The sequence below is a fragment of the Ruegeria sp. YKSE079 genome (genome assembly GCF_059612845.1).
In genome coordinates, this window is record NZ_JBXWRJ010000020.1 from 44,876 (window position 1) to 70,555 (window position 25,680).

A 25,680-nucleotide genomic window follows, 5' to 3' on the forward strand; every position below is an offset into this window, starting at 1 on the left:
TGGTCCTATTTGTTGATCCGCATCACAAAGGCGTCCTGCTGGGCGCCGGAATAGTCGATCACGACTGTCTTGATGCGGCTGTACTCTTCGATGGCGGCAAAGCCGTTGTGTTTGCCGTAGCCTGAGTCCTTGAAGCCACCCACGGGCGACATCACGGAAGGGCTGCGGTAGGTGTTGATCCAGACCATCCCGGCCTCGATCCTGCGCATGAAGCGCAGCGCGCGATTGATGTTCTGCGTCCAGATGCCCGAGGCCAGCGCGAAGTCGCTGTCATTGGCCTGTTTTAAAAGGTCATCTTCGTCGCGGAATTTCAGGATGGACAGCACCGGGCCGAACACTTCTTCCCGGGCAATCCGCATGTCGTTGGTCACATCGGTGAAAATGGTAGGTTCGACATACCACCCCTCACCCAAGCCCGAAGGACGACCACCGCCAAAGGCCAGCGTGGCGCCCTGTGACTTGGCGCTTTCGACAAATTCAGCGACTTTTTCAACCTGTGACCACAGCGCCAGAGGGCCGAGCTGCACGTCATCCCGTCGTGGATCACCGATCGTGATGGCGCGGGTTCTGTCGATGATGCGGGCAACCACATCGTCATAAACGCTTTCCTGTATGAAACAACGCGATCCTGCCACGCAGGTTTGACCGGCGGCAGCAAAAATTCCCGCGACCACACCGTTGGCCGCGGCATCCAGATCGGCGTCATCACACACCACGTTGGGCGACTTTCCACCCAGCTCAAGCGTGGCTGGCGTCAGTTGATCAGCGGCGTTTCGCGCAATGACCCGACCGGTCGCAGGACCGCCGGTAAAGTCGATCTTGGCAATGCCGGGGTGGGTGATCAGCGCGTTGCCGGCGCTATGGCCGTAGCCTGTGACAACGTTGAACACTCCGTCGGGGAATCCCGCCTCTGCCACCATTTCGGCGAATGCGACGGCCCCCGCCGAGGCATGTTCGGACGGTTTGACGACCACCGCGTTGCCACAGGCCAGCGCGGGCGCAATAGCGCGGATCATCATGTAAAGCGGGGAATTCCAGGGAATGATGACCCCAATCACGCCCAACGGCTCGCGTACCGTGAAATTAAGCATGTCGGGTTTGTTGACCGGTATCGTTGTGCCCTCGATCTTGTCGGCCATACCCGCGAAATAGCGCAGACCCACCGGCAACGCCTGTGCCAGCGCCCGCATTTCACGCAATAGCTTGCCGTTGTCCTTCACCTCGATTTCGGCGATGCGATCGATATTGCGTTCAAGGATTTCCGCCAGCTTCAGCATCAGCAATCCGCGCTGGCTTTGGGTGATGTCACACCACGCAGGATCACGCATCGCATCGCGGGCAGCTTCGACCGCGGCATCCACCTCGGCATCGGTGCAGTCGGATATCCTGCACCAGATCCGACCGGTGGTGGGATCGAAACATTCGATCTCTGCGCCGTTCGATTGACGAAAGGCACCCCCGAAATGGATCGGCAGGCACGTATCCTGAATGCTTGCCACGGTAAATGCGGTCACGTGACGTTCTCCTGTTCTGCTAGCAATTTGCTCCACGGGGTCGATTGGCGGTCGATCGGGTTGATCCGGCCGGGACTGTCGGTGCCATCCACGTACAGTCCGAAACGCGCATCGCGATATTCTGTCTGGTAACGCCGCAGGACCGACTGCACGGGCCGCGAGGCGATCTCTTGCAGCGGCAGGTCGGTTACCGGAAAGAGCCGCAGATCATCGGGCACTGAACCGTCTTCCATTTCTCCGTGAAAGATCAGCCAGGTCGCGTTGCCCGAGGGCGCATCGAAGACCGAGTAGAGAAACCCAAGTTCCGCATTGATCCCGGCGTCAGCCAGCCCCCTTTCCAGCGAGGCGCGGCTCTCGCGAAAGACGGGGCGCACATCGCCCATGGGCAGGCTCCAGCCTTCGGCGGTGTGCCGCAGCAGAACCTCGCCCTGACGATCCAGCAGACAACCCACCCGGACACCGCCGTGATGCGAAACAGAATCCGCGGCGGTCTCTGCCAATCCCAGTTCGAGGTAATGCCCGCGCAAATAGGCCAGCGGGCGACCGTCAGTCTGATGAAACCCGGTGATGCGTCCGATCAGGATGATGTGGTCGCCCGCGTCCACCAGATTGTCGGTTTCACAGTCGAACCAGGCAACCGCCCCGCCGATGAGCGGACTACCTGACATGCTTTCGGTCCAGTCGGTTCCCTCGAAACGGTCAGGCACCCGGCTGGCAAATCGGGTGGACACATCTTTTTGTGCCTCGCCAAGAATATTTACCGCAAAGCAGCCAGCCCGGGAGAAGTGGCCGACGTTGGAAGAGGTCTTGGCGAGGCACACGAGCAGCAGGGGCGGCTCGAGAGAAACCGATGTAAAGGAGTTGGCGGTAAACCCGATGGGCGTTCCATCCTCGGCACGCGCAGTAACGACGGTTACACCGGTCGTGAAGCTGCCGAATGCCTGTCGCAAACGCAAGCGCTGATCGTTTTCGCCATCTTGTGCCCGAGCCGCCATACGCGCTGATTCCCTGTCCGTTCCCGGTCAGATTAGAGAGGGAATCAGGCCCGCGGCTTCCACCAGTTTGATCTAGATCAAAAAGTATTTTTCCTACGTTTCATATGAATTCATCAGTTTCGTAAGGCGCAATGCCAGATCAAACTCAAAGCATTTATCCGAATCGTTGAAATCGACGCCATATTGGTCGCTGATCTGTTCTATCCGGTAGCGCAAAGTCGTGACGTGAATGCCCAGGCAATCCGCGGCCTCCTGATAGCGTCGGCCGGCCCGCAGGAACACCTCGATAGTTTCCCGGGCGATCCGGGCCTTGCGCGATGCACAGGTTAGCGGCGCGGGTAGGACATTATCGAGAAAATTCTGAATCATCGTCGCATCAGCCGAGGCCATCAGAACCGGAAAATCGCCGATATTGACCTGGCTGACCCAACCTGTCTGTTTCAGAGAATGCGCCACCGCCAACGTGTTCGCGCAGGTCTGCCGCGCGGCGGTAAGCCCGTCGATACTGCCGATCCTTTCCGACATCACCAGTGCGATGCCCTGCGGGAGCACGGAAAGGATGCGTGACAGAAACGTCGTCTTTTGTTTCGCCGCGCGGTCTTCTGCGTCGCTGACCAACAGGACAAGGTCGCCTTCCAGTATACAGGAGATGACGGAGCCGAAACTTGCCTGAGCGTTTCGTTGGATGAAACTGTGCGCGCCCACATCTATGGCATGGTTTGTGGGTAGTCGTAGCATAACCAGACGCATGTCTGTTTGCAGATCGAAATCCAACACATGCGCCTCGTCAAGTATTTCATCCAGGTCTTTCCAGTCGCCGTTGAGCAGGCGCGACAAAAGCCGTCGCGCTGTGACCCGGCGGGACCGGAACTCGATGAAGCTGCGCAATATGAATGATGACAAGGCAAGCCGGCCCGCCTGTGCGGCGATCCTCTCATGATCGCTCAGAACCGCGTTGCGGAAAAAGAACAACGCGCCCACGTGCCTGCCATCAATTTGCAGGGCGCTAACTTCGGCACGAATCCGCGAGCCATCGATACGCAAATCCACAAGCTCTTCGCTCGCCAGGTTTCTGGCAGCCAGCGCCGCACGGATCAGATCGTCGGGCAGGCGCCTTGCCGTCGACAACTGAAGTGGCGGTGGGGCGGCGGGGTTGAACAATCCCCGGCCCGATGTCAGATCGACTGCCAGCCACCCCGCAGGGAACAGGCTACTAAGGCCTTCGGCCAATGAATCCGTCGCTTCGGATTCCAGCGTCTTGTTGAGCGAAGCCGTCATGTTCTCGAGAATGCTCTTCAGTCTCTGCGCCTGTTGACGCTCCTCCTCCAGTTTGCGCATCTTGCGCATCGCGATATTTGTCAGTTCCGCCACGCATTGCAGAAAGCCCAGGTCGGCGGCGCTGACATCGACGACCTTCCTCGATGCGACCGAATAGACCATCTGGCGTTGCCCGGAATCGCGCACGTCAAGCGGTATCATGACTGCAGTGTGATAACCGCGCTGCCGCGCATCATCCCGGAAACTCGGAAAGTCATCCTGCGCCGCAACATCGCGCATGATCAGCGGCTCGCGCTGTTCCAGAACCTGGCCCACAGGAGAAAATCGCGCATCCCAGCCAGGGACCTTGCTCAGGTCGCCGCCGTAATACGGGTCATATCGGACAATCGGAATGGCCAGACCCGCTTCGGGATCCAACACTTGAATACTGCTGATATCCCATTTGGAATGCTCGCATACTCCCTTGGTTAGTAACTGATATGTCTCCTCTGCGTTTTGGCTGTCGTCGATGACTCGTGCGAGCCTGGAAATATTCAACAGCAGATTTTCCGAACCGATAACAGGTTGCTTGTGCAATTGACCCCCCGACGCGTGGTTGCATGGATATTTCAGAATACGCAGCAAAGCCGACAGTCAGCAAGGCAACAAGAATACGAACCCGTTTGGTGAACGGCGCGGGCAAATAATTGGAAACACATGAAAATTCACAAAGGTTTGGCATTCCATGGGCTCGGGTTGACCGATTTATTCTTCGAACAACTACTTCTGCCCCGGAACCGACCGAAGATTTTTCCATGGCCGTCATTGGTGTGCACTTAGGCGAATTCACCCTTTGCCCCGCACCCTGTACGTGGCCCTCTGAGAGTTTCTGCTTGGTCGCAAATGGCCGGTCTTTCCGCTGCTCGGCGGCGCTGAAATTTACGCCTCTGCGGCATTTCTGGTGCTGCGAGCGCGTGCAGCACGAAAATCGAATTCACAGGTTGGACTCACGCCCGGCTTTCGCTGCACAAACCACAGAAGACTGGTTTGGGAAGAGCCGACCTTGGGTCGTTCAGAAAACAAGGGTTTCTCAGGACTTCTGTCATCATCGGTGCGGGTCTCTGAAGCACAAGGGAATCCTGCCTTGCAATCCGTGCCATAATTGGTATGAAGCAACATGAATATGTTAACGCTAACATAGCGGCTTTGAAGCGGACGCTCGACCGCTATATCATCAAGGGCGGGTAAATTTCAGGAGGAGCCCAGAACATGGTTTCACGCGTGATACCGGTTGACCCGTTCGATCTGGTACTGTTCGGCGCGACTGGCGATCTGGCGCAACGCAAGATATTGCCCGGTCTTTATCACCGGTTCGAGGTCGGGCAGATGCCGGACGCGGCCCGGATTATCGGTTCGGCGCGTTCTGATATGGACGCCGTGGCGTTCCGGGAACTTGTACAAAATGGCATAAGGCAGTTCGCACCCCAGTACAAATCGGACATCTTGGCTCGTTTCCTGGAGCGCGTTGAATATATTCCGGTCGATGCGCTGGGCGACTCGGGTTGGTCCGATCTGGTCAATTCCCTGCGCCCTGACGCGGTGCGCGCTTTCTATCTGTCGGTCGGCCCGTCGCTCTTTTCCGGCATCGCGCGGCGGTTGCACGACTACGGTCTGGCCACTCTGGAAAGCCGTATCGTCATCGAAAAGCCTTTCGGTCATGACCTGTCCTCGGCGCAGGCCCTGAACGCGGAATTGCGTGGGTGTTTCAAAGAACATCAGATCTATCGCATTGATCATTATCTGGGCAAGGAAACCGTTCAGAACCTGATGGCGCTGCGCTTCGCCAATTCGCTGTTCGAACCTTTGTGGAATTCGACCCATATCGACCATGTTCAGATCACCGTGGCCGAAACCGTCGGAATCGAGGGACGCGAAGCCTATTATGACAGGTCCGGTGCCATGCGGGACATGATCCAGAATCACCTGATCCAGCTTCTCTGTCTCATCGCGATGGAACCCCCGTCAAAGTTCAACCCCAACGCGGTTCGTGACGAGAAAGTCAAGGTAATAGAGGCACTTGAGCCGGTGGAGCCCGGTGACATCGCGCGCGGGCAGTATCGCGCCGACAAGGGTGCAGACGGCTTTATCGATCACGTGGGCAACAAGGAAAGCCGCACCGAAAGCTTCATTGCGCTCAAGTTGCGTGTCGGCAACTGGCGCTGGGCCGGGGTGCCGTTCTATCTGCGAACGGGCAAGCGCCTGCGTGCACGGGAATCCGAAATCGCCGTGTATTTCCGCGACCCGCCACATACGATATTTCCCAATGTCGGCCACCTGCGCGGCAACGTACTGGTGATCCGCCTGCAGCCGGACGAAGGCATCACTCTGAGCACCACCATCAAGGATCCGGGTCCGGGCGGGTTCCGGCTGGCGGATGTGTCGCTGGACATGAGTTTTGCCGAGGCGCTGGGCGCGGATTCCCGCGCGCAGGACGCCTATGAACGGCTGGTAATGGATGTCATTCGCGGCGACCAGACCCTGTTCATGCGCGGCGACGAGGTCGAAGCTGCATGGGCATGGGTCGATCCTGTCATCCAGAGTTGGGAGGACAACCGCGACCGCCCATCGCTTTACGATCAAGGCAGTTCCGGCCCCGAAGATGCGCTGATGCTTATGCACCGCGATGGCCGACGCTGGCGGCAGATCGGAGAGTGAGATGGTAAATAAGGTCATCGAACAGGTCACGCGGCGCATCGTCGACCGCAGCAAAGACTTGCGCGCTGCTCATCTGCAGCGGATGGAGCATGCCTTGGCGTCCGGTCCGGCGCGCGCGCATCTCTCCTGCAGTGGTCAGGCGCACGCCTATGCCGGTGCGGGCGAAGACCAAGAGGCGCTTGCTATCGGCAGCGCCGGGCATCTGGGGGTCGTCACCAGCTATAATGACATGCTCTCGGCGCATCAGCCCTTTGAGCGGTATCCCGAGCTCATCCGCAACGCAGCTCGCGCGGCGGGTGGCACCGCGCAGGTGGCTGGTGGTGTTCCGGCTATGTGCGACGGCGTCACACAAGGGGCGGCGGGGATGGAATTGTCGCTGTTCTCACGCGACGTGATTGCGATGGCGGCGGGGGTGGCGCTCAGTCACAACACCTTTGACGCAGCGGTGTTTCTTGGAGTTTGCGACAAGATCGTTCCGGGGCTGGTTATCGCTGCGCAGGCCTTTGGGCATCTGCCAGCGGTCTTCCTGCCGGCCGGTCCCATGACCAGCGGCCTGGCCAATGACGAAAAAGCAAAGGTCCGTCAGCAGTTTGCGGCGGGTGAATGTGGGCGGGCCGAGTTGATGGCAGCCGAGATGGCAGCCTATCATGGGCCGGGCACTTGCACCTTTTACGGGACGGCTAATACAAACCAGATGCTGATGGAGTTCATGGGACTGCACCTGCCGGGGTCCAGTTTCGTGACCCCGAATACCGCCCTGCGGGACGCCCTGACCGAAGAAGGCGCGCGTCGTGCCTTGTCGCTAAGCGCCCTGGGAAACAGCTATACGCCGGTCTGCAAGATTCTTGATGAGCGCGCCTTTGTAAACGGCATTGTCGGTTTGATGGCGACCGGAGGGTCCACCAACCTGCTGATCCACCTTGTCGCAATGGCGCGCGCAGGCGGGATCGTTCTGGATTGGCACGACTTTTCCGATATTTCCCAAGCGGTGCCCCTGATCGCAAGGGTCTATCCCAACGGCCTGGCCGATGTGAACCATTTCCACGCGGCGGGCGGACTCGGATATGCCATCGGGACCCTGTTGGACGAAGGATTGCTGCATCCCGACACGACAACAGTCGCAGGGAAGGGCCTGCATCATTACACGCAGGAGCCGAAGCTGATTGATGGTAATCTGGTCTGGCAGAAGGGGGCTGGGACCAGCCTCAATGACAAGATCCTGCGCCCAGCCTCGGAGCCGTTTCAGCCGACTGGCGGGCTGTCCCGGCTCAGTGGTTCATTGGGAACGGCGGTGATGAAGACCTCGGCAGTCGCGCCGGAGCATTGGCGTGTCGAGGCCCCGGTGCGGGTCTTCCACGACCAGGACGAAGTGAAGGCGGCATTCAAGACGGGCGAACTGACCAGTGATCTGGTGTTGGTTGTGCGGTTTCAGGGACCCAAGGCCAATGGCATGCCCGAGCTGCATTCGCTAACGCCGATCCTGTCGATCCTTCAGGGGCGGGGACAAAAGGTGGCGCTGGTTACTGATGGGCGTATGTCCGGGGCTTCGGGCAAGGTGCCTGCCGCAATCCATGTCTGTCCCGAAGCGCTGGATGGTGGTCCGATTTCTCAACTGCGCGACGGGGATATCGTGCGTGTGGATGCCAAGCATGGCGTTCTGGAAATACTGACCGAAGGCGTTCTGGACCGCGCGCCAGCCAAGGCCGATTTGTCGGCACACCAGTTTGGCGTCGGGCGAGAACTGTTCGCAGCTTTCCGTTCCGCCGTCAGTTCTGCCGATGCTGGGGCAAGTGTGTTTGGAGGATAGATCGTGACAATGAAAACAGCTCGCACCCGCGAAATCTGCGAACTCGCCCCAATTGTCCCCGTGCTTGTTATCGACGATGCAGCTCATGCCCGGCCCCTGGCAGAGGCTTTGATCGCAGGAGGTTTGCCCGCGCTGGAGGTCACGCTGAGAACATCTGCCGCGCTGGATGCGATCCGGGCGATGGCCGAGGTGCCGGGCGGAGTGGTTGGGGCCGGAACACTGGTCACGCCCGACGACGTGCGCGCCGCAAAACAGGCCGGGGCGCAGTTCGGGGTGTCGCCCGGCGCCACCGACAGATTGATTGCCGCCTGCGAGTCCGAAGGGTTGCCGCTGTTGCCAGGTGCCGCCACTGCAACCGAAGCAATGCGTCTTTTGGAGCAGGGCTATGACATGCTCAAGTTCTTTCCCGCCGAAGCATCGGGCGGCTCTGCGGCGCTAAAGGCGATTGGCGCTCCGTTGCCGCAGATATCTTTTTGCCCAACCGGTGGCGTTTCCCCTGCAAATGCCATCAGCTATCTGAGCTTGCCGAACGTGATCTGCGCAGGCGGCAGTTGGGTTGCACCGAAACGCATGGTCGCAGCGGGCGACTGGGCTGGAATCGAGAAACTGGCGCGTGAAGCAGCGACGCTAAAGCCCTGATCCGACGCCACCTATTTTGCGCCGACCGAGTTTTGCCCGGACTTTCCGCCCAACATCCGTGCCACGACCTTGCGCAGCCAACCCTGGTCTTGCGTATCCGCGTCAACAGGTTGCCGGGTCTGTGCCGCGACGCCTTCGGGATCGACAACAGTCAATCCATCCTGGAATTGCAGACGGTATAGATCGGCATATATGCCGCCGCGCGCCAGCAGCTCTTCATGAGTGCCCTCGTCAACTGCCCGCCCGCGATCCATCACGACAATCTTGTCGGCATTCCGGATCGTCGACAGCCGGTGCGCGATGACGATGGTGGTTCGTCCACCAGACAGTTTGTCCAACGCGGCCTGAACCACCTTTTCCGATTGCGCGTCCAGCGCCGATGTCGCTTCGTCCAGCAATAGGATCGGAGTATTGCGCAGCAGGGCGCGCGCGATAACCACACGCTGCCGCTGGCCGCCGGACAGGGCCGATCCGCGCGGCCCGACAAGCGTCTCCAACCCATTTTCAAGCTTGGGCAAAAAGTCGGTGACGTGGGCGGCGTCCAGAACCTCTTTCAACTGCGCGTCCGTCACGTCGGTGCGGCCCAGAAGGATATTTTCGCGCAGAGTTTCGTCGAACAGCAAGGCCTCTTGCGTCACCACGGAGAACAGATTGCGCAGGTCCGGCAGCGCCATGTCCTTGACCGCGACCCCGGCAATTTCGACCGACCCGTCCTTGGGATCGACAAGGCGCGTCAACAGGTTGAACACGGTGGATTTTCCTGCGCCCGATGCACCAACAAGCGCGGTGGTCTTACCCGCCTCTGCCGTTACGGTCAGGCCGCGCAAGACCTTGGCGTCACCATAGGACAGAGTAACATCCTTCAACAGGATCTCGGGCAACCCCTTTGGCGCGGCAACGGGTTTGGCGGGCGATTTCAGCCGGATCGGTGAATCCATCAATTCCTTGATCCGCTCCATCGCCGCGGCGGCGACCTGCCAGGTGCCGGAAATCGATGCCAAACGCCGCATGGGGTCGAAGGCCAGTCCAATTGCTGTGAAAAAGCTCATGAACTGGCCGACGGTCTTTTCACCCGAAATGATTTCGGCCCCGCCATAAAGAAGCACGCCCATGAAGCCGACACCGGCCATCACGTCGATCAGGCCTGTGATCGAGGCGGTTCCGAAAGAGGCCCGGATTTCCGAACGGACGAACCCGTTCATGTGTTTGCCGAAACGGTCTGCCTGATAGTGTTCCAGATTGTTCAGCTTTATCGGTACGATGCCGTGGAAAATCTCGTCCAATCGTGTCGAAAGCGTTGCACCGAGATCGCGGGCTGACGCGGCTTTCTTGCGGACATAGCGCTGCGCAGCACCGATGGGCAGGAACATCAGCGGTACGCCAATCAGCATGATCGCGGTCCAGATCCAGTCCACATTGATCGCCACACCCATCAGCACAACGAGCGACACAAGATCCTTGCCCGCCCCCCGGATGATGATCTGCCAAACGTTGTTCACGGCGCCAACGTCTGCCTGCACCCGCTGAATAAGAAAGCCTGGCGGATGAACCTGATGGAACGATGTGTCCTGCCGGATCAGATGGTCCAGCAGATCTGTTCTGAGATGCGCCGCTGTTTCCTGCGAAATTCTGGACAGGATCACCTTTTGCGTAACACCCGCAAGACCCCGAACCGAAAAGATCACGAAAAACGCAATGCTGACCCAAACCAGAGCGTTGGAATTGCCCTGAACGAAGATGTTGTCGAACATCGGCTGCATCATGTAACTGATCGCGCCGACCATTGACCCTTCGATGATCATGAAGACCGCTGCAATCGCAAGCAGTCCCATGCGTGGACGCAGGTACTTCTCCCACAACCAGCCGAACAGCTCGACCGAGGATTTGGGTTTGACGCTCATCGTCCGGCTTTCGTATGCAGGAAAGGGGGGTATTTTTTTGTCATGACGCGCCCATTTAAGCACCCCGGCCGAACTGCGCAAGCTGAGCAGAGTTTTTTCATGTAACTGCGGGGCTTTGCTGACGCGACGACCTGAGTACATGCAAATGCGCAGCTTGACGCCGTCTGCGGTAAACATAGTGTAGGCGCAAAAATCATCTGGCAGATCGCATGTCACACTCCAGCAAAGTCTCGCAAGGACGCGAATACCTCGCCATCCCGGGCCCATCGATCATTCCTGACGTGGTCCTTCAGGCCATGCATCGTCCTGCACCCAACATCTATTCCGGAGAACTGGTCGAGATGGTGCCGGGCATTATCGAAGGTCTGCGCGCCGTCGCACGCACCCGGCATCAGGCGTCCGTTTATATCTCCAACGGACATGGCGCGTGGGAGGCGTCCCTTGCCAACGTCATAGCGCCCGGTGAGACGGTGCTTGCACCCGCTTCAGGCATATTCACCCATGGCTGGGCAGAAATCGCGCGGGGCTTGGGCGCCAGGGTCAGAACGATCGATTTCGGCAGGTCGTCGGCATGGGATCTGGGCAGGATTGCCGAAGTGTTGCGCAAGGATCAGGAACACAAGATCAAGGCCGTACTCGCTGTCCATGTCGATACATCGAGTTCGATCCGAAACGACATACCCGCGCTGCGAAACCTTCTTGACGAACTGCAGCATCCCGCTCTGCTGATGGCCGACTGCATCGCGTCGCTGGCCTGTGAGCGGTTCGAGATGGACGCGTGGGGTGTCGACGTCATGGTTGCCGCTTGCCAAAAGGGGCTTATGGTGCCGCCAGGGCTGAGTTTTGTCTTTTTCAATGACAAGGCACAGGCCAAGCGGTCGGCAATGCCGCGCGTGACGAAATACTGGGACTGGCAACCTCGGGCCAATCCGGACGAATTTTATCAGTATTTCGGAGGAACAGCTCCAACGCATCACCTCTACGGGTTACGAGCGGCGCTTGACATGATCGAGGCCGAGGGTCTCGAAAATGTCTGGGCACGGCACCAACGTTTGGCGCAGGCGATCTGGGCGGCCTGCGAGATTTGGGCGGAGGGTGGTAGATTCGGGATGAATGTCGCAGACCCGCGGCATCGCAGCCATGCTGTTACCGCGCTGCGGCTTTCCGACGGTCAGGGCGGCGCGCTCAGGCACTGGGTCGAGAATAATCTGGGGCTGACGCTGGGAATCGGATTGGGTATGGCGGCCCCTGATGGAACCGGGCGGGATGACTATTTCCGGTTTGGGCACATGGGGCACGTCAACGGGCAGATGGTTATGGGATTGCTGGGCGGGGTCGAATCCGGGCTGACGGCCCTGAGTATCCCGCACGGCTCAGGCGCGTTAGCTGCCGCTGCCCATGTTCTGGCGGGCAAGCTTTAATGCGACCGGCGTGACAGCACAGTAATGCCGTGGTTGAATATCAGGCCGATCACGACGGCAGTCACGAACCCCCAAATTGCCCAGATTGCGACGAGTATCCACACCAAATTCACGCCCAACATGACCAGGGCTGCAACCGTATAGTCCGGCGCTCGTCCGATCTTGTGGTCGCGCATCTGCGCCTCCTGAATATCCTCCACCTACTATTTTAGAGGAATTCGGAGGAAAGTCAGGTAAATCCGGCGCGACTATGCCGACGCGGCGGCCAGTGCTTTGGGCAGCGCTGCCGCGAATGCGTCAAGATCACTTGTCGGTCCGCAACTGACCCGGATGCAGCGATTTTGCGGTGCGACGAAGGGCATGCGGACGAAAATGCTTTGATCGATCAGTGAGGCCAGTACCGCCTTGGCGAATTCACTATCCTTGCCGCAATCGATCGTGACAAAGTTTGTGGCCGAGGGGAGCGGGACAAGCCCGTTTTCATGGGCGATTTGTCCGATCCGCCGGCGCGCGAATTCGATCTGACCCAGAACATGACCAAGCCATTCACCATCGCGCAGCGCTTCCAGCGCGCCAGCCTGTGCCGACCGGTTCATGCCGAAATGGTTTCTGACCTTGTTGAAGGCCAAGATCAGTTCGGGTGCGCCTATGGCGTAACCCACACGCGCGCCCGCCATGCCATAGGCTTTGGAGAAGGTTCGCATGCGGATTATCCGGGGGTCGTCCGCAGCGATCTGCGCCGCAGTCCCATCCGGCGCGCATTCGACGTAGGCTTCGTCCAATACCAGCAAAGTGCCGTCGGGCAGGTAATCCAGCGCCGCGACGATCTCAGCCCCGCTGTGCCATGTGCCCATGGGATTGTCGGGGTTGGCAAGGTAGACCAGCTTGGCATCCACTTCGGCAGCTTTGGCAAACAGCGCTACGGGATCTTCGCGATCGTCCAGATAAGGAACGGTGTGCAATACACCGCCAAAGCCCGCGACGTGATAGTTGAAGGTGGGATAGGCACCATCGGATGTCACCACCGTGTCGCCGGGCGCGACCATCAGCCGAACCAGATAGCCCAGCAGGCCGTCGATCCCTTCGCCCACGACGATGTGTTCCGGGCGAATCCCGTGATGCTCCGCCAGTGCCGCGCGCAGATCGTGATTCTCGGCATCGCCATACATCCAGATGCCGGCGGCGGTTTTCTGCATCGCCTCGACCGCGCGGGGCGAAGGGCCGAAGATATTCTCGTTCGCACCGAGGCGCGCGACAAAACGCGTACCGCGATGACGCTCTTGCGTTTCTGGGCCGACAAAGGGCACCGTGGCGGGCAGGGACAGGGCAAGCGGGGTGTATCTGGGGGCACGCATGTCGGCAGATAAACCCATGTCACAGGTGTGGGCAAGGCTTGCATGTGCCGACTTTCCCTCGCAGGCTGCTGCAATGAATCTGGAGGTATGGTTTGCGTATTCTGACTGTTCTCGCGGTGATCGGGCTAGCCTACCTGCTTTTGTGGCCCGTCCCGGTTGAACCGGTGGCCTATGAGCCTCCTGCCGCGCCTGGTTTCACCGGTGATTTTTCCGAGAATCATGCCTTGGACAGGGCGCAGCGCATCTCCCTTCCTGATGGAGAAATCGGCCCCGAAGACCTGGCCGTTATGCCGGATGCCACCGTCTATACCACTAGCCTGTCCGGGATTCTTTATCGGATCGACGGGCCAGAGCCGGTCGAGGTGGATCGTTTGGGAGGCCGGCCGCTGGGCCTTCGGGCAGGGCCGGATGGGGCGCTGTACATCTCTGACAGCTACCGCGGGGTAATGCGCTGGTCCGGGCCGGGCAGCCTTGAGACGCTTGTGGAGCAGATTGGCGGCGCACCGGTCATCTATGCCAACCAACTGGATGTGGGGCAGGATGGCACGGTCTATTTCTCAAACTCGTCCGACCGTTTCGACCCCGAGACGATGGGAGGGACCAAGCCGACCTCGATCCTGACGATATGGGAGCAATCCGATACCGGCTATGTCGCGCGCCGCGATCCGGACGGCGCAGTCGAAAAGGTGGCGAATGGGTTTGTTTATGCCAACGGGGTGGCGCTATCTCCAGAGGAAGATTTCCTGCTTATCGCCGAAACAGGTCGGGCGCGTATTCACAGGTTGTGGCTGACAGGCGACAAGGCGGGACAGCGCGAGGTGTTTCTGGACAATCTTCCGGGCTATCCCGACAATCTTGAGGCGCAGGGGGACGGCACCTTTTGGGTGGCCTTCGCCAGCCCGCGTGTTCCGTCGGAAAAGCTGATGCCCTATCCCTTTCTTCGCGAGGTGGTCTGGCGGCTCGGGCCGATGGTGCGTCCTGCACCGATCCATCGCGGGATGCTGGTTCAGTTCGACGGCGACGGGCGCATCCTGCGCACGGTACAGGACCCTGATGGCAGGCTGGGGATCACAACGGGCGGCAAGATCGTAGGGGATCAGTTCTACGTCATGACGCTCGATTCGCCTTGGTTCGGCAGGATGCCTGCAGACGATCTGCCGTAATCTGCCCCGACGTTGCGGTGGAAGCCTGCGCGGGTTCGGGGCAAGATGAGGCGGAAGCCCATAACCGGAGGTCCGCATGGCGCGCGTATCAGTCGAATACAAGGATCATATCGCCCACGTCACCCTGACCCGTGGCGACAAGATGAATGCGCTTGACGATGCGATGGTCAAGGCGATCCTCGCCGCCGGGCAGGAGGTCGGGGCCTCGGACGCGCGGGCGGTGGTGCTGTCGGGCGAGGGCAAAAGTTTTTGCGCAGGCCTCGACATGGCGAGTTTTGCGTCCATGGCGCATACCGATCCGACCGAATGGCTGATGAGCCGCAGCCATGGGGACGCCAACGAAATGCAGGAGCTGGCCCTTGTGTGGCGCCGGATACCTGTTCCGGTCATCTGCGCGGTGCAGGGTGTTGCTTATGGTGGCGGGCTGCAGATCGCGCTGGGCGCAGATATCCGCATCGCCCATCCTGATAGCAAATGGGCGGTGATGGAGATGAAATGGGGTATCATCCCGGATATGGGTGGCATGGTCTTGCTGCCGCAACTGGTGCGTTCTGATGTCCTGCGCCTGCTGACCTACACCGCGCGCCCGATCAGCGCCGCACAGGCGGCAGAGTGGGGATTGGTGACCAGATTGTCCGACGATCCGTTGACCGAGGCACTTGCACTGGCCGAAGACATCGCCGGTCAAAGCCCGTCGGCCATCCGTGCCGCCAAGCGGCTGATCGAAGTTGCGGAAACCACGGAACGTGAACAGGTCTTGCTGGCGGAATCGCGCGAACAGGTTGAACTGATCGGCAAGCCGGATCAATTGGAAGTCATCGCCGCCCGTTTGCAGGGGCGCAAACCGGTCTTCAAATGATTACCGCATGAACGCGCGTCTGGCATCGCGGGCCATGTTGTAGCGCATCTCCAGATCAGCCAATCGCGCCATTGCGGCTTTTTGCGCGTCAGGATCAGTCAATTGCGCATACTGCGTGCGCGCCGTGTCTAGCTGTTTCTTGAACTCGAACTCTTCGGGCAGCACACCGGCCTGCGCCATGATCCGGTGACCGGCGGCGAGGGCCGGGTCGGTTTGAGCTTCGGCTGATCTGTCGGGGAGGGGTTTGCCTTCGCCGTCCAGTCCGTCAAGCTGGCCTTCGGCCTGTGCCTTTCTGATCTGGCGTTCAATGAGTCTATCAAAAGCTTTGTGCATGAAATCATTTTATGCCGCTTAGGGACATGGCAAAAGGTGTTATCGCACCCGGACTGAAATCAGATAGGTCAGACCACCGGCCAGCAATCCCCAGACCGCAGCGCCCAGCCCAAATACCGTGACGCCCGATGCAGTAATTGCAAAAGTCAGAATGGCGGCCTCCCGCTCGGTGGGTACCTCCAGGGCCGCGAAGATTGCGTTTGCCATCACACCGATCAGGGCAATGCCGGTCAGCGTTCCCATCAACAATGGGTCGGCATGCGCGGCAAATCCGGTGATGGCGACCGCGAGCACGCCAAAAATACAATAGAAGATCCCGGCCATGACCGCCGACCAATACCGCAGGGCGGGATCGGGGTGGCTGTCTTCGTTCGAACACATTGCGGCTGTGATGGCGGCAAGGCAGGTTGCCGGAGCACCGATGGGCGCGCTGAGAAGACTCGCAGCGCCAACTGACGAAAACAGGGGCCCGGGTTCGGGATCATAACCATAGCTGCGCAACACCGCGACGCCCGGTATGTTCTGCGTGGCCATGGTGACGATGAAAAGCGGCACCCCGATCCCCAGAGCGGAAGACAGCGAGAAACTGGGTATGGTCCAGACTGGCGCAGCTAGGATTTGCTGAGGGATTACAGATGTATCGCCGGCATTCATGATCACGGTGACGGCAGAGGCCGCGACAGCGGCGGGCACTGCGAGCAGCCGGTTGAAACGTCCGGCGATGAACCAGGTCAGGATGACGGGCAATGCCTGCCAGGGCAGTTCGACCACAGCCTTGAAAGGTTGGATGCAAAGCGGCAACAGAACACCGCCCAGCATCGCCTGCGCCAGCGTCGGAGGAATGGCCGCCGCCAAACGGCCCAGCGGACGCCAAAGCCCCGCCAGTACGGTCAGCGCGCCCGCGCAGAGAAACGCGCCCACCGCACCGGAAAATCCGTCGGCAGGCATTGCCGAGACGGCCAGCAGCGCGGCGCCGGGCGTCGACCAGGCGACGCTGACCGGTTGGCGATACCAGAGCCCCAGAACCACCGCCGCCAGTCCCATCGAAATCGCCGCGCTCATGAGGCCTGACGATGCTTGCTGCGGTGAAGCGCCCATGGCCGAAAGGCCCTGCAGGACAATGGGGAACGAGCTGAAGAACCCGACCACCGCCACCACGAGGCCGGTCGATACGGTTTGCATGGGGGGCAGGGTGCGCGTCATCTATACCTCGGAACGGATACAACAGGATAGCAACCGAAAACGGCGACAAGCAAGGCTAAGTGTCAGCACAGAAACAAAAATCCCCCGCGGGCCTTGGCGGGGGATTTGAGGATTTTCGAAAAGATGAAGAGATCAGGCGATTTCTGCCAGACGGGCCAGCGCCTCGTCGATCCGTGCCTCTTCCTCTTCGCGGGCGGCGAGGTTGGCCTTGGCCTCTTCCACCACCTCTTCCGGGGCCGAGGCCACGAATTTGGGGTTGTTCAGGCGACCGCGCAGGCCCCCCAGTTCCTTGGAAAGTTTGCCCTTGGCCTTTTCCAGCCGGTCCTTTTCGGCACCGATGTCGATGATGTCCGCCAGCGGCAGGCCGAAGGAGGCTCCGGGGGCGGTGATCGAGATGGTGCCCTTGGGCAGCGTATCCGCCTTTGTCAGGCTGTCGATGCGCGCCAGACGCTTGATCAGCGCCTCGTTCCGGTCCCATGCCGCCTGCCCATGATCGTCGATTTCCGTAACGATCATAGGGACATAGAGACCAGCGGGCACGCGCATCTGGGCGCGGGCCGAGCGGGTATTCTCGATCACAGAAATGACCCAGTTCATCTCGCGATCGGCGGCCTCGTCGATCAGGTCGGCGGCCTTGTAATCGGGCCAGTCGGCATGAACCAGCATCTTGGCGCGCTCGGCGGTGAGACCCCAAAGCTCTTCGGTGACAAAGGGCATGATCGGGTGCAAGAGGATCATGCACTGGTCCATGACCCAGGCCATGGTGGCGCGGGTTTCTTCCTGTGCGGCGGTGTCTTCGCCTTGCAAAAGAGGCTTGGACAATTCCACGTACCAGTCGCAGACCTTGCCCCAGACGAAAGCGTACAAGGCGTTGGCAGCGTCGTTGAAGCGGTAGGTGTCTAGTGCGGCGTCAACCTCTTCCCGCACGCGGGCGGTTTCGCCGATGATCCAGCGGTTTACCGCGAATTGTGCATTTTGTACCTGTTCCAGAGACCCGACTGTGCGAATTGTACCATCGTAGACGCCGTTCATTTCGGCAAAGCGGACGGCGTTCCACAGCTTGGTGCCGAAGTTGCGATAGCCGGTGATGCGCTCGCGGGACAGTTTCAGCACGCCGCCGATTGCCGCCATCGAGGCGTTGGTGAACCGCAGCGCGTCGGCGCCGAATTCGTCGACGATCTCCAGCGGGTCGATGACGTTGCCGGTGGTCTTGGACATCTTCTTGCCCTTCTCGTCGCGGACGAGCTGGTGCAGGTAGACGGTGTGGAACGGAACCTCGTTCACCACGGCCAGTTGCATCATCATCATCCGGGCGACCCAGAAGAACAGGATGTCGAAGCCGGTGATCAGAACGTCCGTGGGGAAGTAGCGTTCCATCTCTTCGGTTTGCTCGGGCCAGCCTAGCGTGCCGATGGGCCAGAGGCCGGACGAGAACCACGTGTCAAGGACGTCGGGATCGCGGCCAAGAGTGATTGTCTTCAGCCCGGACGAGTGGTTGAATGAAACGCGCGTTCTTATGTTGTCCGCAGCCTCTGCGACGATGTTCCAATCACTGCCGTAATGTGCCTTTGCTTTCTCTACAGCTTCAGCTTCGCTTGCAGCACAGAAGAATTCAAAGTTGCCTTGAATTGTGTTGTCTTGGTCATCGGTTGGTAAGTCCTTCGGCCCATACCAAACCGGTATCTGGTGCCCCCACCACAGCTGGCGCGAGATGCACCACGGTTCGATGTTTTCCAGCCAGTGGTAATAGGTCTTTTCACCGCTTTCCGGGATGATCTTGACGGTGCCGTCCTTCACGGCGTCCAGCGCGGGGCCGACGACCTTGGCGGCGTCCACGAACCACTGGTCGGTGAACATCGGTTCAATGACCACCTTGGACCGGTCGCCAAAGGGCTGCATGATCGGTTTGCTTTCGACCAGCGGGACGAGTGCCGGGCTGAAGCCCGGCCTATCGTCTTCGTCTTCCGTGGGCTGGGCTTCAACCCGGCTTTGCCCAAGCCGCGGATCATCCGCACGGGTCATGACGGCCAGACCTTCTGCGGTTATCTCTTCGACCACTTTTGCGCGCGCCTCGAACCGGTCGAGGCCGCGCAGGTGATCGGGGACGAGGTTGATGGCGTCGATCTCGTTTTCGGTGAATTCGCGCCCGCGCGCGTATTCCTGCGCCTTGCCCGCCTCCTCGGCGTAAGGCGCACCATCGGCCCGCATCGCGCCGCGCGTATCCATCAGGCGATAGCAGGGGATGTTGCCGCGCTTGGCGACCGCGTAGTCGTTGAAGTCATGCGCGCCGGTGATCTTGACCGCGCCCGAGCCGAAGGTCGGATCGGGGTAGTCGTCGGTGATGATCGGGATCTGGCGGCGGTGCTCTTTCGGGCCAACCGGAATCTCGCACAGCTGGCCGACGATGGGCGCATAGCGTTCATCCGAGGGGTGCACCGCGACCGCGCCGTCGCCCAGCATGGTCTCGGGGCGGGTGGTGGCGATGGAGATGTAGTCGCGTTCCTCTTCGAGGATGACGTTGCCGTCCTCGTCCTTTTCCACGTAAGTGTAGGTCGCGCCGCCTGCCAGCGGGTATTTGAAGTGCCACATGTGGCCGGCGACCTCGATATTCTCGACCTCGAGGTCCGAGATCGCGGTCTCGAAATGCGGGTCCCAGTTGACCAGACGCTTGCCGCGATAGATCAGGCCCTTATCGTACATGTCGACGAAGACCTTGATAACGGCATCATGGAAGTTGGGTGAATTTTCGTGCCCGGTGCGCGGGTCACCCGGCGCGCCCGCCATGGTAAAGGCGTTGCGCGACCAGTCGCAGCTGCTGCCCAGACGCTTGAGTTGTTCAATGATCGTGCCGCCGTATTCGCCCTTCCACTCCCAGACTTTTTCAAGGAATTTCTCGCGTCCCAACTCGCGCCGACCTTCGTTGCCCTGCGCCGCGAGCATCTTTTCCACCTGCATCTGGGTGGCGATGCCCGCGTGGTCCTGACCGGGCTGCCAGAGCGTGTCGAAGCCGCGCATCCGGTGCCAGCGGATCAGGATATCCTGCAGCGTGTTGTTGAAGGCATGACCCACGTGCAGCGCACCGGTGACGTTGGGTGGCGGGATCATGATGGTAAAGCTTTCGTCGCGCGATCTGTTCGCGCCCGCCTTGAAGGCGCCCGCCTGTTCCCAGGCCTTGTAGATGCGGGCCTCGGCTTCGGCCGCGTTGAACGTCTTTTCCATCGCCATGGTGGTGATCCCTTCGTCAATCGAGGGTCCAATTACCCAATGAAGGCGCGAAGGAAAAGGCGGCAAAGGCGTTTTCTTTGCCTTCGGGGCGCGGTGCGGGCGGCACGGGCGGGATTTGGGTATTCATGTCCAGAAAGAAGCCGCAACGGTTTGTTAACTAGAATCGCCGCAGCCTGGGCGGGCGGTACAGGCTGGAAAGCCGATGGCCGCACCAGGAAGAAGCGGCCTTTGCGTGCTGGCGGGGATGTCCCTCCTACGTTCGGACGGCTGGCGGCAAGGGCGCTTCGGCCTGCATTTTCTGGATGTGCATGCCTCAGGCTGGCTGTGTCCGGGTTGCTTAATGAAAAATCCAAACAAGCGCGCCGCAGGCGCACAATTGGTGCACTGGACATGCGCGCAGCACGAGCTAGGGTCGCGATCTGAACTGTTTGGAAGGGGCGCATCATGGAGAAATTCGGAAAAAGCCAGCCGGTCGCACGGATCGAGGATATCCGGTTTCTGACCGGCGGCGGCGCGTATCTGGAGGATTCCGTTCCCGAGCATGCGCTTTACGCCGCCTTTTTCCGAAGTTCCGTGGCCCATGCGGTCATCACGGCGCTGGATCTGGACGCCGCGCGCGGGATGGAGGGGGTTCATCTGGTCATGGCGCTGCGGGACCTGAAGGCGGCGGGCGTGAACACGGCGATGAGTGCAACCGTTCTGACCAACCGCGACGGGAGCAAGGGGGCCGCGCCCGAGCGGCATATGCTGGCGGCGGATCGGGTCCGGTTCGTGGGTGAACCGGTTGCCGTCGTGTTTGCCGAAACACCGGAGCAGGCGCGCGATGCGGTCGAGGCGATCTGGATGGAGACCGAGGATCTGCCCGCCAAGATGGATGTGGCGCCGGGCGGCGAGGTGATCCATGCCGAAGCCCCCGACAACCGGGCGTTTGATTGGGGTACGGGCGACGAAGCGGGGACCGAGGCCGCGTTTCGGGATGCGGCGCACAAGGTTGCGCTGAGCGTTCACGACAACCGGGTGATCGTGAATTCGCTGGAACCGCGTGGCTGTCATGCCGATTGGCGGGACGGGCGGCTGCATTTTGCCTTTGGCGGGCAGGGCGTCTGGGGGATGAAGGCGCAACTGGCCGAGAAGCTGGGACTGGAAAGCGAGGCGGTGCATGTCACCATCCCGGATGTCGGCGGTGGGTTCGGAATGAAGGCGATGCCTTATCCCGAGTATTTCGTGGTGGCGGCGGCGGCCCGGTTGACGGGGCGACCGGTGTTCTGGATGTCGGAGCGGACCGAAGCGATGCTGAGCGACAATCACGGGCGCGACCTGACATCGCTGGCGGAGCTGGCCTTTGACGCGGATTACAGGATCACTGCCTATCGCGTACGAACGCGGTGCAATCTGGGGGCCTATAACAGCCATTTTGCACAGGCGATCCAGACCAATCTGTTCAGCCGGGTGATGATGGGGGTCTACGACGTCCAGAACGTGTGGCTGCAGGTCCAGGGCTTTTACACCAACACCACGCAGGTCGATGCCTATCGCGGGGCGGGGCGGCCCGAGGCGATCTACGTTCTGGAACGTGTCATCGACCGCGCCGCACGCGAGCTTGGCATCGATCCCTGGGAGTTGCGGCGGAAAAACTTCATCCGGCCCGAGGCGTTTCCGTACAGGACCGCGACGGGGGAGACCTATGATGTGGGCGCGTTCGACATGGTTCTGGGCCGAGCGCAGGATCAGGTTCAGGGGTTCGAGGCGCGAAAGGCGGCGGATCTTGAACGTGGCCTGCTGCGGGGGCAGGGCCTGTGTTACTATATCGAAAGTATTCTGGGCGATCCTTCGGAAGGGGCGAAGGTTGAGTTCAATTCGGATGGTACGGTGAGCCTTTTTGTCGGCACGCAATCGAACGGGCAGGGGCACGAGACGGCCTTTGCCAGCTTTTTGTCGGATCAGACCGGCATCCCGATGGACCGGATCAGGGTGGTGCAGGGCGACAGTGACCGGATCGGGCAGGGAGGCGGCACCGGCGGGTCGCGTTCAGTCACCACGCAGAGCCATGCAACGCTTGTCACGGTTGATCAGATGGTTGCCGCATTCATGCCCTATCTGGCGGATAAGATGGGGGTGAAGGAGGATGAGGTGAGCTTTGATCACGAAACCTTCCGTGCCGCCGGGTCGAATCTGACCCCGACACTGCTGGAGGCTGCGGCGATGGCGCGCGAGGATGGTCGCAAAGACCTGCTGAGCCATGCGGCGCGGGCGAAACTGCCGGGGCGCAGCTATCCCAACGGGGCGCATGTTGCCGAGGTTGTGATCGATTCCTTCACCGGCTTCGTGACCGTAGACCGCTATACGGTCGTCGATGATTTTGGCAACCTGATCAACCCGATGCTGGCCGAGGGGCAGGTGCATGGCGGGGTGGCGCAGGGGATCGGACAGGCGCTGTGCGAGCATGTGGTGCATGATGCGGACGGGCAACTGCTCACGGCAACGTTCATGGACTATGCCTTGCCACGGGCCGTTGACGTACCCATGATTCAGTTTACCTCGGTTCCGGTTCCGTCGACGGCCAACCCGATGGGGATGAAGGGCTGTGGCGAGGCCGGAACGGTGGGGGCGCTGGCCGCGGTCGCAAACGCGGTTCAGGATGCGCTCTGGGACTGCGGGGTGAGACAGGCCGATATGCCGTTCACGCCGCACAAGGTTTGGGATTTGCTGACACATGGTTCTGTCGCGGCTAAGTAGGAAAATTCTGGGATGGCTTGGGCGGCCGCTGCGGTCGGAGCATTCCAAGGAGACGCGGCATCGCGAACCGCAGGCGCATGTGATCATTCTGGACGGCACCATGTCGACGCTGGAGCCGGGGCACGAAACCCATGCGGGCCAGGCCTATCGGCTGTGCTGCGAGATGGGTGGGCGGGTATCGGTGTTCTATGAGTCCGGTGTTCAGTGGAAAAGCTGGAAGACCACACCGGACGTGATGATGGGACGGGGCATCAACCGGCAGATCCGGCGCGCCTATGGCTATCTCGCATCGCGGTACAAACCCGGCGACAAGATCTATCTGATCGGCTATTCGCGCGGCGCCTATGGGGTGCGCAGCCTTGCGGGGGTCATTCAGATGATCGGGCTGCTCAGGGCCGAGCATGCGACCGAAAGAAACATCAAGCAGGCCTATCGCCACTATGAATGCAACGTGTTCGGCACCCATGCGGCTGAATTCCGGCACCGGTTCTGTCACGAAGAGATCACCATCGAGATGATTGGCGTCTGGGATACGGTCAAGGCGCTGGGCATGCGTTTGCCGCTGCTGTGGCGCTGGGCTGAGGAGCGGCATGCGTTCCACAACCACCAGTTGGGCTCCAGCGTGCGCCACGGTTATCACGCGCTGGCGCTGGATGAAACGCGCGAGGTTTTCATGCCCGTTTTGTGGGACACATCGGCGGATTTCGAAGGGCATGTGGAACAGGTCTGGTTCCGGGGCACCCATGGGGATGTCGGCGGCCAGCTTGGCGGGTACGAGGCGGCGCGGCCGCTGGCAAATATCTCGCTGGTCTGGATGCTGGATCGGGCCGAAGAGCATGGGTTGCCGCTGCCCGAGGGATGGCGCCGGCGGTTCCCGACCGATCCCACTGCGCCGTCTGCCGGGACATGGCGCGGCTGGGGCAAGATATTCCTTTTGCGCAGCCACCGTACCGTGGGTGCCGACCGGTCGGAGCGGTTGCATGAAAGCGTCCGGCCCGAGACCCTGCCGAACTGGGCACATGTGCCCGAGGCACACTCACACCCGGCGCAATAGGTGCCGTTCAGCCGCGCGGCAGGTTCAAAACGATACAGGTGGTCGAGCCGGTTGCGTAAAGCCGCCCATCCTCGATGCCGCGGATTTCGCCATGCGCCACGCCGGTCGAGCGGCCGACGTGATCGGTCACGCCGACGCATTCGATTTCGGTGCCCAGAGGAATGCCGCGCAGGATGTTGATCTTGTATTCGAGCGTCGTATAGGCCGCACCACGGGGAACGCAGGACTGAACGGCGCAGGCCATGGCACTGTCGAGCAAGGTGCCGTACCAGCCGCCGTGAACCGAGCCGAGCGGATTGCAGACCTCCATCGTGGGCGTTCCGCGAAAGGCGACGCGGCCTTCCTCGGCAGCGTAGAGTTCGTATCCCAGCGTTCTGGCGATGGGGGGCGCGGGCAGCTTGCCCTCGAGCATGCCCTGAAGGAATTCCAGCCCGGACATGGTGGCCATATCCGCTGGCCCCAGAAGTTCGTTGAAGTCTTTGGCGTAATACATGCGTCTGCGTTCCCTCGGGGTGTCCGGGGAACGCTAGCAGTCAGGTTTTTGCGGGCAAGGTTTACGCCACGTTCTGCAGTTCAACCTTTGGTGTGACGCCAAGTGCGTGGCACACATCGCGGGTCAATTCGGGGCGGTTCAGCGTATAGAAATGCAGCTTGTCGACGCCGCCCTCGATCAGGTCGGTGCACAGCTCGGTGCACAATACTGTCGCCAGCAGGTCTTCGCGGTTGTCGCGCATCGCCTTTTCAAAGGCATCCTCGACCCAGGCCGGGATGTTGGCGCCGCAGCGGCGGGCGAAATTGCGCGCGCCTTTCCAGTTCTCGATGGGCAGGATGCCCGGCGTGATCTGCTTGTCGATGCCCGCCTTGGCGCAGGCGTCGCGGAAGCGGAAAAATGTCTCCGCCTCGAAGAAGAACTGGGTCAGCGCCTCGTCGGCGCCGGCATCCAGCTTGGCCTTGAGCCAGTCGACATTGGCGTCATGGCTGTCGGCTTCGGGGTGCTTGTCGGGATAGGCGCCGACACGGATGGTGAACTTGCCGGTATCTGCCAGCGCCTCGATCAGTTCGACTGAATGGGCAAAACCGCCGGGATGGGGTTCGAACCGGCCCTCGCCCGCCGGTGGGTCGCCGCGCAGGGCGACGATGTCGGTCACGCCGACCTCGGCAAAGCTGTCGGCGATGGCCAAAGTTTCCTCTTTGGTCGCGCGCACGCAGGTCAGATGAGCCGCCACGTTCAGCCCCGAGGTCTTGTGCAGCGTGGACACCGCATCGCGGGTCAGCTCGCGGGTGGTGCCGCAGGCACCGTAGGTGACCGAGACGAATCGCGGGTCGAGCGGAGCGAGTGTGTGCACGGTATCCCAAAGGCGGAAAGAAGCCTCGAGGGTTTTGGGCGGAAAGAACTCAAAGGAGACTTTTGGCGCGGTCATCAGTTTTCTCATCGCTAAGAATTTGATCCCTTGTTGCATGGTACGCTTTGTGAGACAAACTCATATTACTCAAGAACAACAT

The 25,680-nt window shown here is 60.6% G+C and carries 19 protein-coding genes; 8 read left to right on the top strand and 11 right to left on the bottom strand.

The genetic code is table 11. The features are described 5' to 3' along the window. Nucleotides 1-5: 5 nt before the first annotated feature. The 3 genes from AC2FMY_RS17185 to AC2FMY_RS17195 form a co-directional block, all read right to left on the bottom strand. Nucleotides 6-1,514: an aldehyde dehydrogenase gene (locus AC2FMY_RS17185; RefSeq protein WP_480749200.1), complete on the bottom strand. Its 1,509-nt coding sequence runs from the start codon at nt 1,512-1,514 to the stop codon at nt 6-8. Beyond that, entirely contained in the window at nt 1,511-2,509 is a 999-nt protein-coding gene (locus tag AC2FMY_RS17190; RefSeq protein WP_480749201.1) for a flavin reductase, read from the bottom strand. The genes AC2FMY_RS17185 and AC2FMY_RS17190 overlap by 4 nt, the downstream gene beginning before the upstream one ends. Before the next feature lie 93 nt (nt 2,510-2,602). Continuing rightward, entirely contained in the window at nt 2,603-4,363 is a 1,761-nt protein-coding gene (locus AC2FMY_RS17195) for a helix-turn-helix domain-containing protein (RefSeq protein WP_496807774.1), read from the bottom strand. A 672-nt stretch (nt 4,364-5,035) separates the two neighbouring features. Here AC2FMY_RS17195 and zwf point away from each other — a divergent pair. Genes zwf through eda form a run of 3 tightly spaced genes read left to right on the top strand, consistent with a single transcriptional unit; the run spans nt 5,036 to nt 8,927 of the window. After that, the gene (zwf, locus tag AC2FMY_RS17200) at nt 5,036-6,481 is read left to right on the top strand and encodes a glucose-6-phosphate dehydrogenase (protein ID WP_496807775.1); all 1,446 of its coding nucleotides are present in this window, start codon (nt 5,036-5,038) and stop codon (nt 6,479-6,481) included. A gap of 1 nt (nt 6,482) precedes the next feature. Beyond that, complete coding sequence (gene edd, locus AC2FMY_RS17205) at nt 6,483-8,288, top strand: phosphogluconate dehydratase (protein WP_496745459.1); 1,806 nt, start codon at nt 6,483-6,485, stop codon at nt 8,286-8,288. A 9-nt stretch (nt 8,289-8,297) separates the two neighbouring features. Continuing rightward, nucleotides 8,298-8,927 (top strand): bifunctional 4-hydroxy-2-oxoglutarate aldolase/2-dehydro-3-deoxy-phosphogluconate aldolase, encoded by a 630-nt coding sequence (gene eda / locus AC2FMY_RS17210; RefSeq protein ID WP_496745461.1) that lies wholly within the window; start codon nt 8,298-8,300, stop codon nt 8,925-8,927. 11 nt (nt 8,928-8,938) lie between these two features. Here the strand turns inward: eda and AC2FMY_RS17215 are convergent, their stop codons facing one another. Further along, nucleotides 8,939-10,828 (bottom strand): ABC transporter ATP-binding protein, encoded by a 1,890-nt coding sequence (locus AC2FMY_RS17215; protein WP_480749205.1) that lies wholly within the window; start codon nt 10,826-10,828, stop codon nt 8,939-8,941. Nucleotides 10,829-11,037: 209 nt separating this feature from the next. Here AC2FMY_RS17215 and AC2FMY_RS17220 point away from each other — a divergent pair, with 209 nt between their 5' ends. Beyond that, nucleotides 11,038-12,249 carry a pyridoxal-phosphate-dependent aminotransferase family protein gene (locus tag AC2FMY_RS17220; RefSeq protein ID WP_496807776.1) on the top strand — a complete coding sequence of 404 codons (1,212 nt, stop codon included), beginning with the start codon at nt 11,038-11,040 and terminating at the stop codon, nt 12,247-12,249. Here AC2FMY_RS17220 and AC2FMY_RS17225 read toward each other — a convergent pair. Further along, entirely contained in the window at nt 12,246-12,425 is a 180-nt protein-coding gene (locus tag AC2FMY_RS17225; protein ID WP_480749207.1) for a hypothetical protein, read from the bottom strand. The genes AC2FMY_RS17220 and AC2FMY_RS17225 overlap by 4 nt on opposite strands. Before the next feature lie 72 nt (nt 12,426-12,497). After that, nucleotides 12,498-13,604, bottom strand: a complete 1,107-nt coding sequence (locus AC2FMY_RS17230) for a pyridoxal phosphate-dependent aminotransferase (protein WP_496748552.1) — start codon at nt 13,602-13,604, stop codon at nt 12,498-12,500. Between the two features lie 92 nt (nt 13,605-13,696). Between AC2FMY_RS17230 and AC2FMY_RS17235 the strand changes: the two genes are divergently transcribed. Further along, entirely contained in the window at nt 13,697-14,767 is a 1,071-nt protein-coding gene (locus tag AC2FMY_RS17235) for an SMP-30/gluconolactonase/LRE family protein (RefSeq protein ID WP_496807777.1), read from the top strand. Between the two features lie 76 nt (nt 14,768-14,843). After that, entirely contained in the window at nt 14,844-15,626 is a 783-nt protein-coding gene (locus tag AC2FMY_RS17240; RefSeq protein WP_496748554.1) for a crotonase/enoyl-CoA hydratase family protein, read from the top strand. On the opposite strand, the gene AC2FMY_RS17245 is transcribed toward AC2FMY_RS17240, so the two are convergent. The 3 genes from AC2FMY_RS17245 to AC2FMY_RS17255 form a co-directional block, all read right to left on the bottom strand. Beyond that, nucleotides 15,627-15,959, bottom strand: coding sequence for a DnaJ family domain-containing protein (locus AC2FMY_RS17245; protein ID WP_496748555.1), 333 nt, complete (start codon nt 15,957-15,959; stop codon nt 15,627-15,629). A 39-nt stretch (nt 15,960-15,998) separates the two neighbouring features. Beyond that, nucleotides 15,999-17,162 carry a benzoate/H(+) symporter BenE family transporter gene (locus tag AC2FMY_RS17250; RefSeq protein WP_496807778.1) on the bottom strand — a complete coding sequence of 388 codons (1,164 nt, stop codon included), beginning with the start codon at nt 17,160-17,162 and terminating at the stop codon, nt 15,999-16,001. Between the two features lie 132 nt (nt 17,163-17,294). Next, nucleotides 17,295-20,387, bottom strand: a complete 3,093-nt coding sequence (locus AC2FMY_RS17255) for a valine--tRNA ligase (protein WP_496807779.1) — start codon at nt 20,385-20,387, stop codon at nt 17,295-17,297. 444 nt (nt 20,388-20,831) lie between these two features. Here AC2FMY_RS17255 and AC2FMY_RS17260 point away from each other — a divergent pair, with 444 nt between their 5' ends. Continuing rightward, nucleotides 20,832-23,123, top strand: a complete 2,292-nt coding sequence (locus AC2FMY_RS17260; protein WP_496746917.1) for a xanthine dehydrogenase family protein molybdopterin-binding subunit — start codon at nt 20,832-20,834, stop codon at nt 23,121-23,123. Further along, the gene (locus AC2FMY_RS17265) at nt 23,101-24,177 is read left to right on the top strand and encodes a T6SS phospholipase effector Tle1-like catalytic domain-containing protein (protein WP_496746920.1); all 1,077 of its coding nucleotides are present in this window, start codon (nt 23,101-23,103) and stop codon (nt 24,175-24,177) included. Before AC2FMY_RS17260 ends, AC2FMY_RS17265 begins: the two co-directional genes overlap by 23 nt. A 7-nt stretch (nt 24,178-24,184) precedes the next feature. Here AC2FMY_RS17265 and AC2FMY_RS17270 read toward each other — a convergent pair whose 3' ends face one another. Together AC2FMY_RS17270 and metF are read right to left on the bottom strand one after the other, a co-directional pair. Beyond that, on the bottom strand, nt 24,185-24,670 hold the full coding sequence (locus AC2FMY_RS17270; RefSeq protein WP_480749216.1) for a PaaI family thioesterase: 486 nt from the start codon (nt 24,668-24,670) through the stop codon (nt 24,185-24,187). Between the two features lie 61 nt (nt 24,671-24,731). Further along, nucleotides 24,732-25,598 carry a methylenetetrahydrofolate reductase [NAD(P)H] gene (gene metF / locus AC2FMY_RS17275; RefSeq protein ID WP_496746923.1) on the bottom strand — a complete coding sequence of 289 codons (867 nt, stop codon included), beginning with the start codon at nt 25,596-25,598 and terminating at the stop codon, nt 24,732-24,734. Between the last annotated feature and the right edge of the window lie 82 nt (nt 25,599-25,680).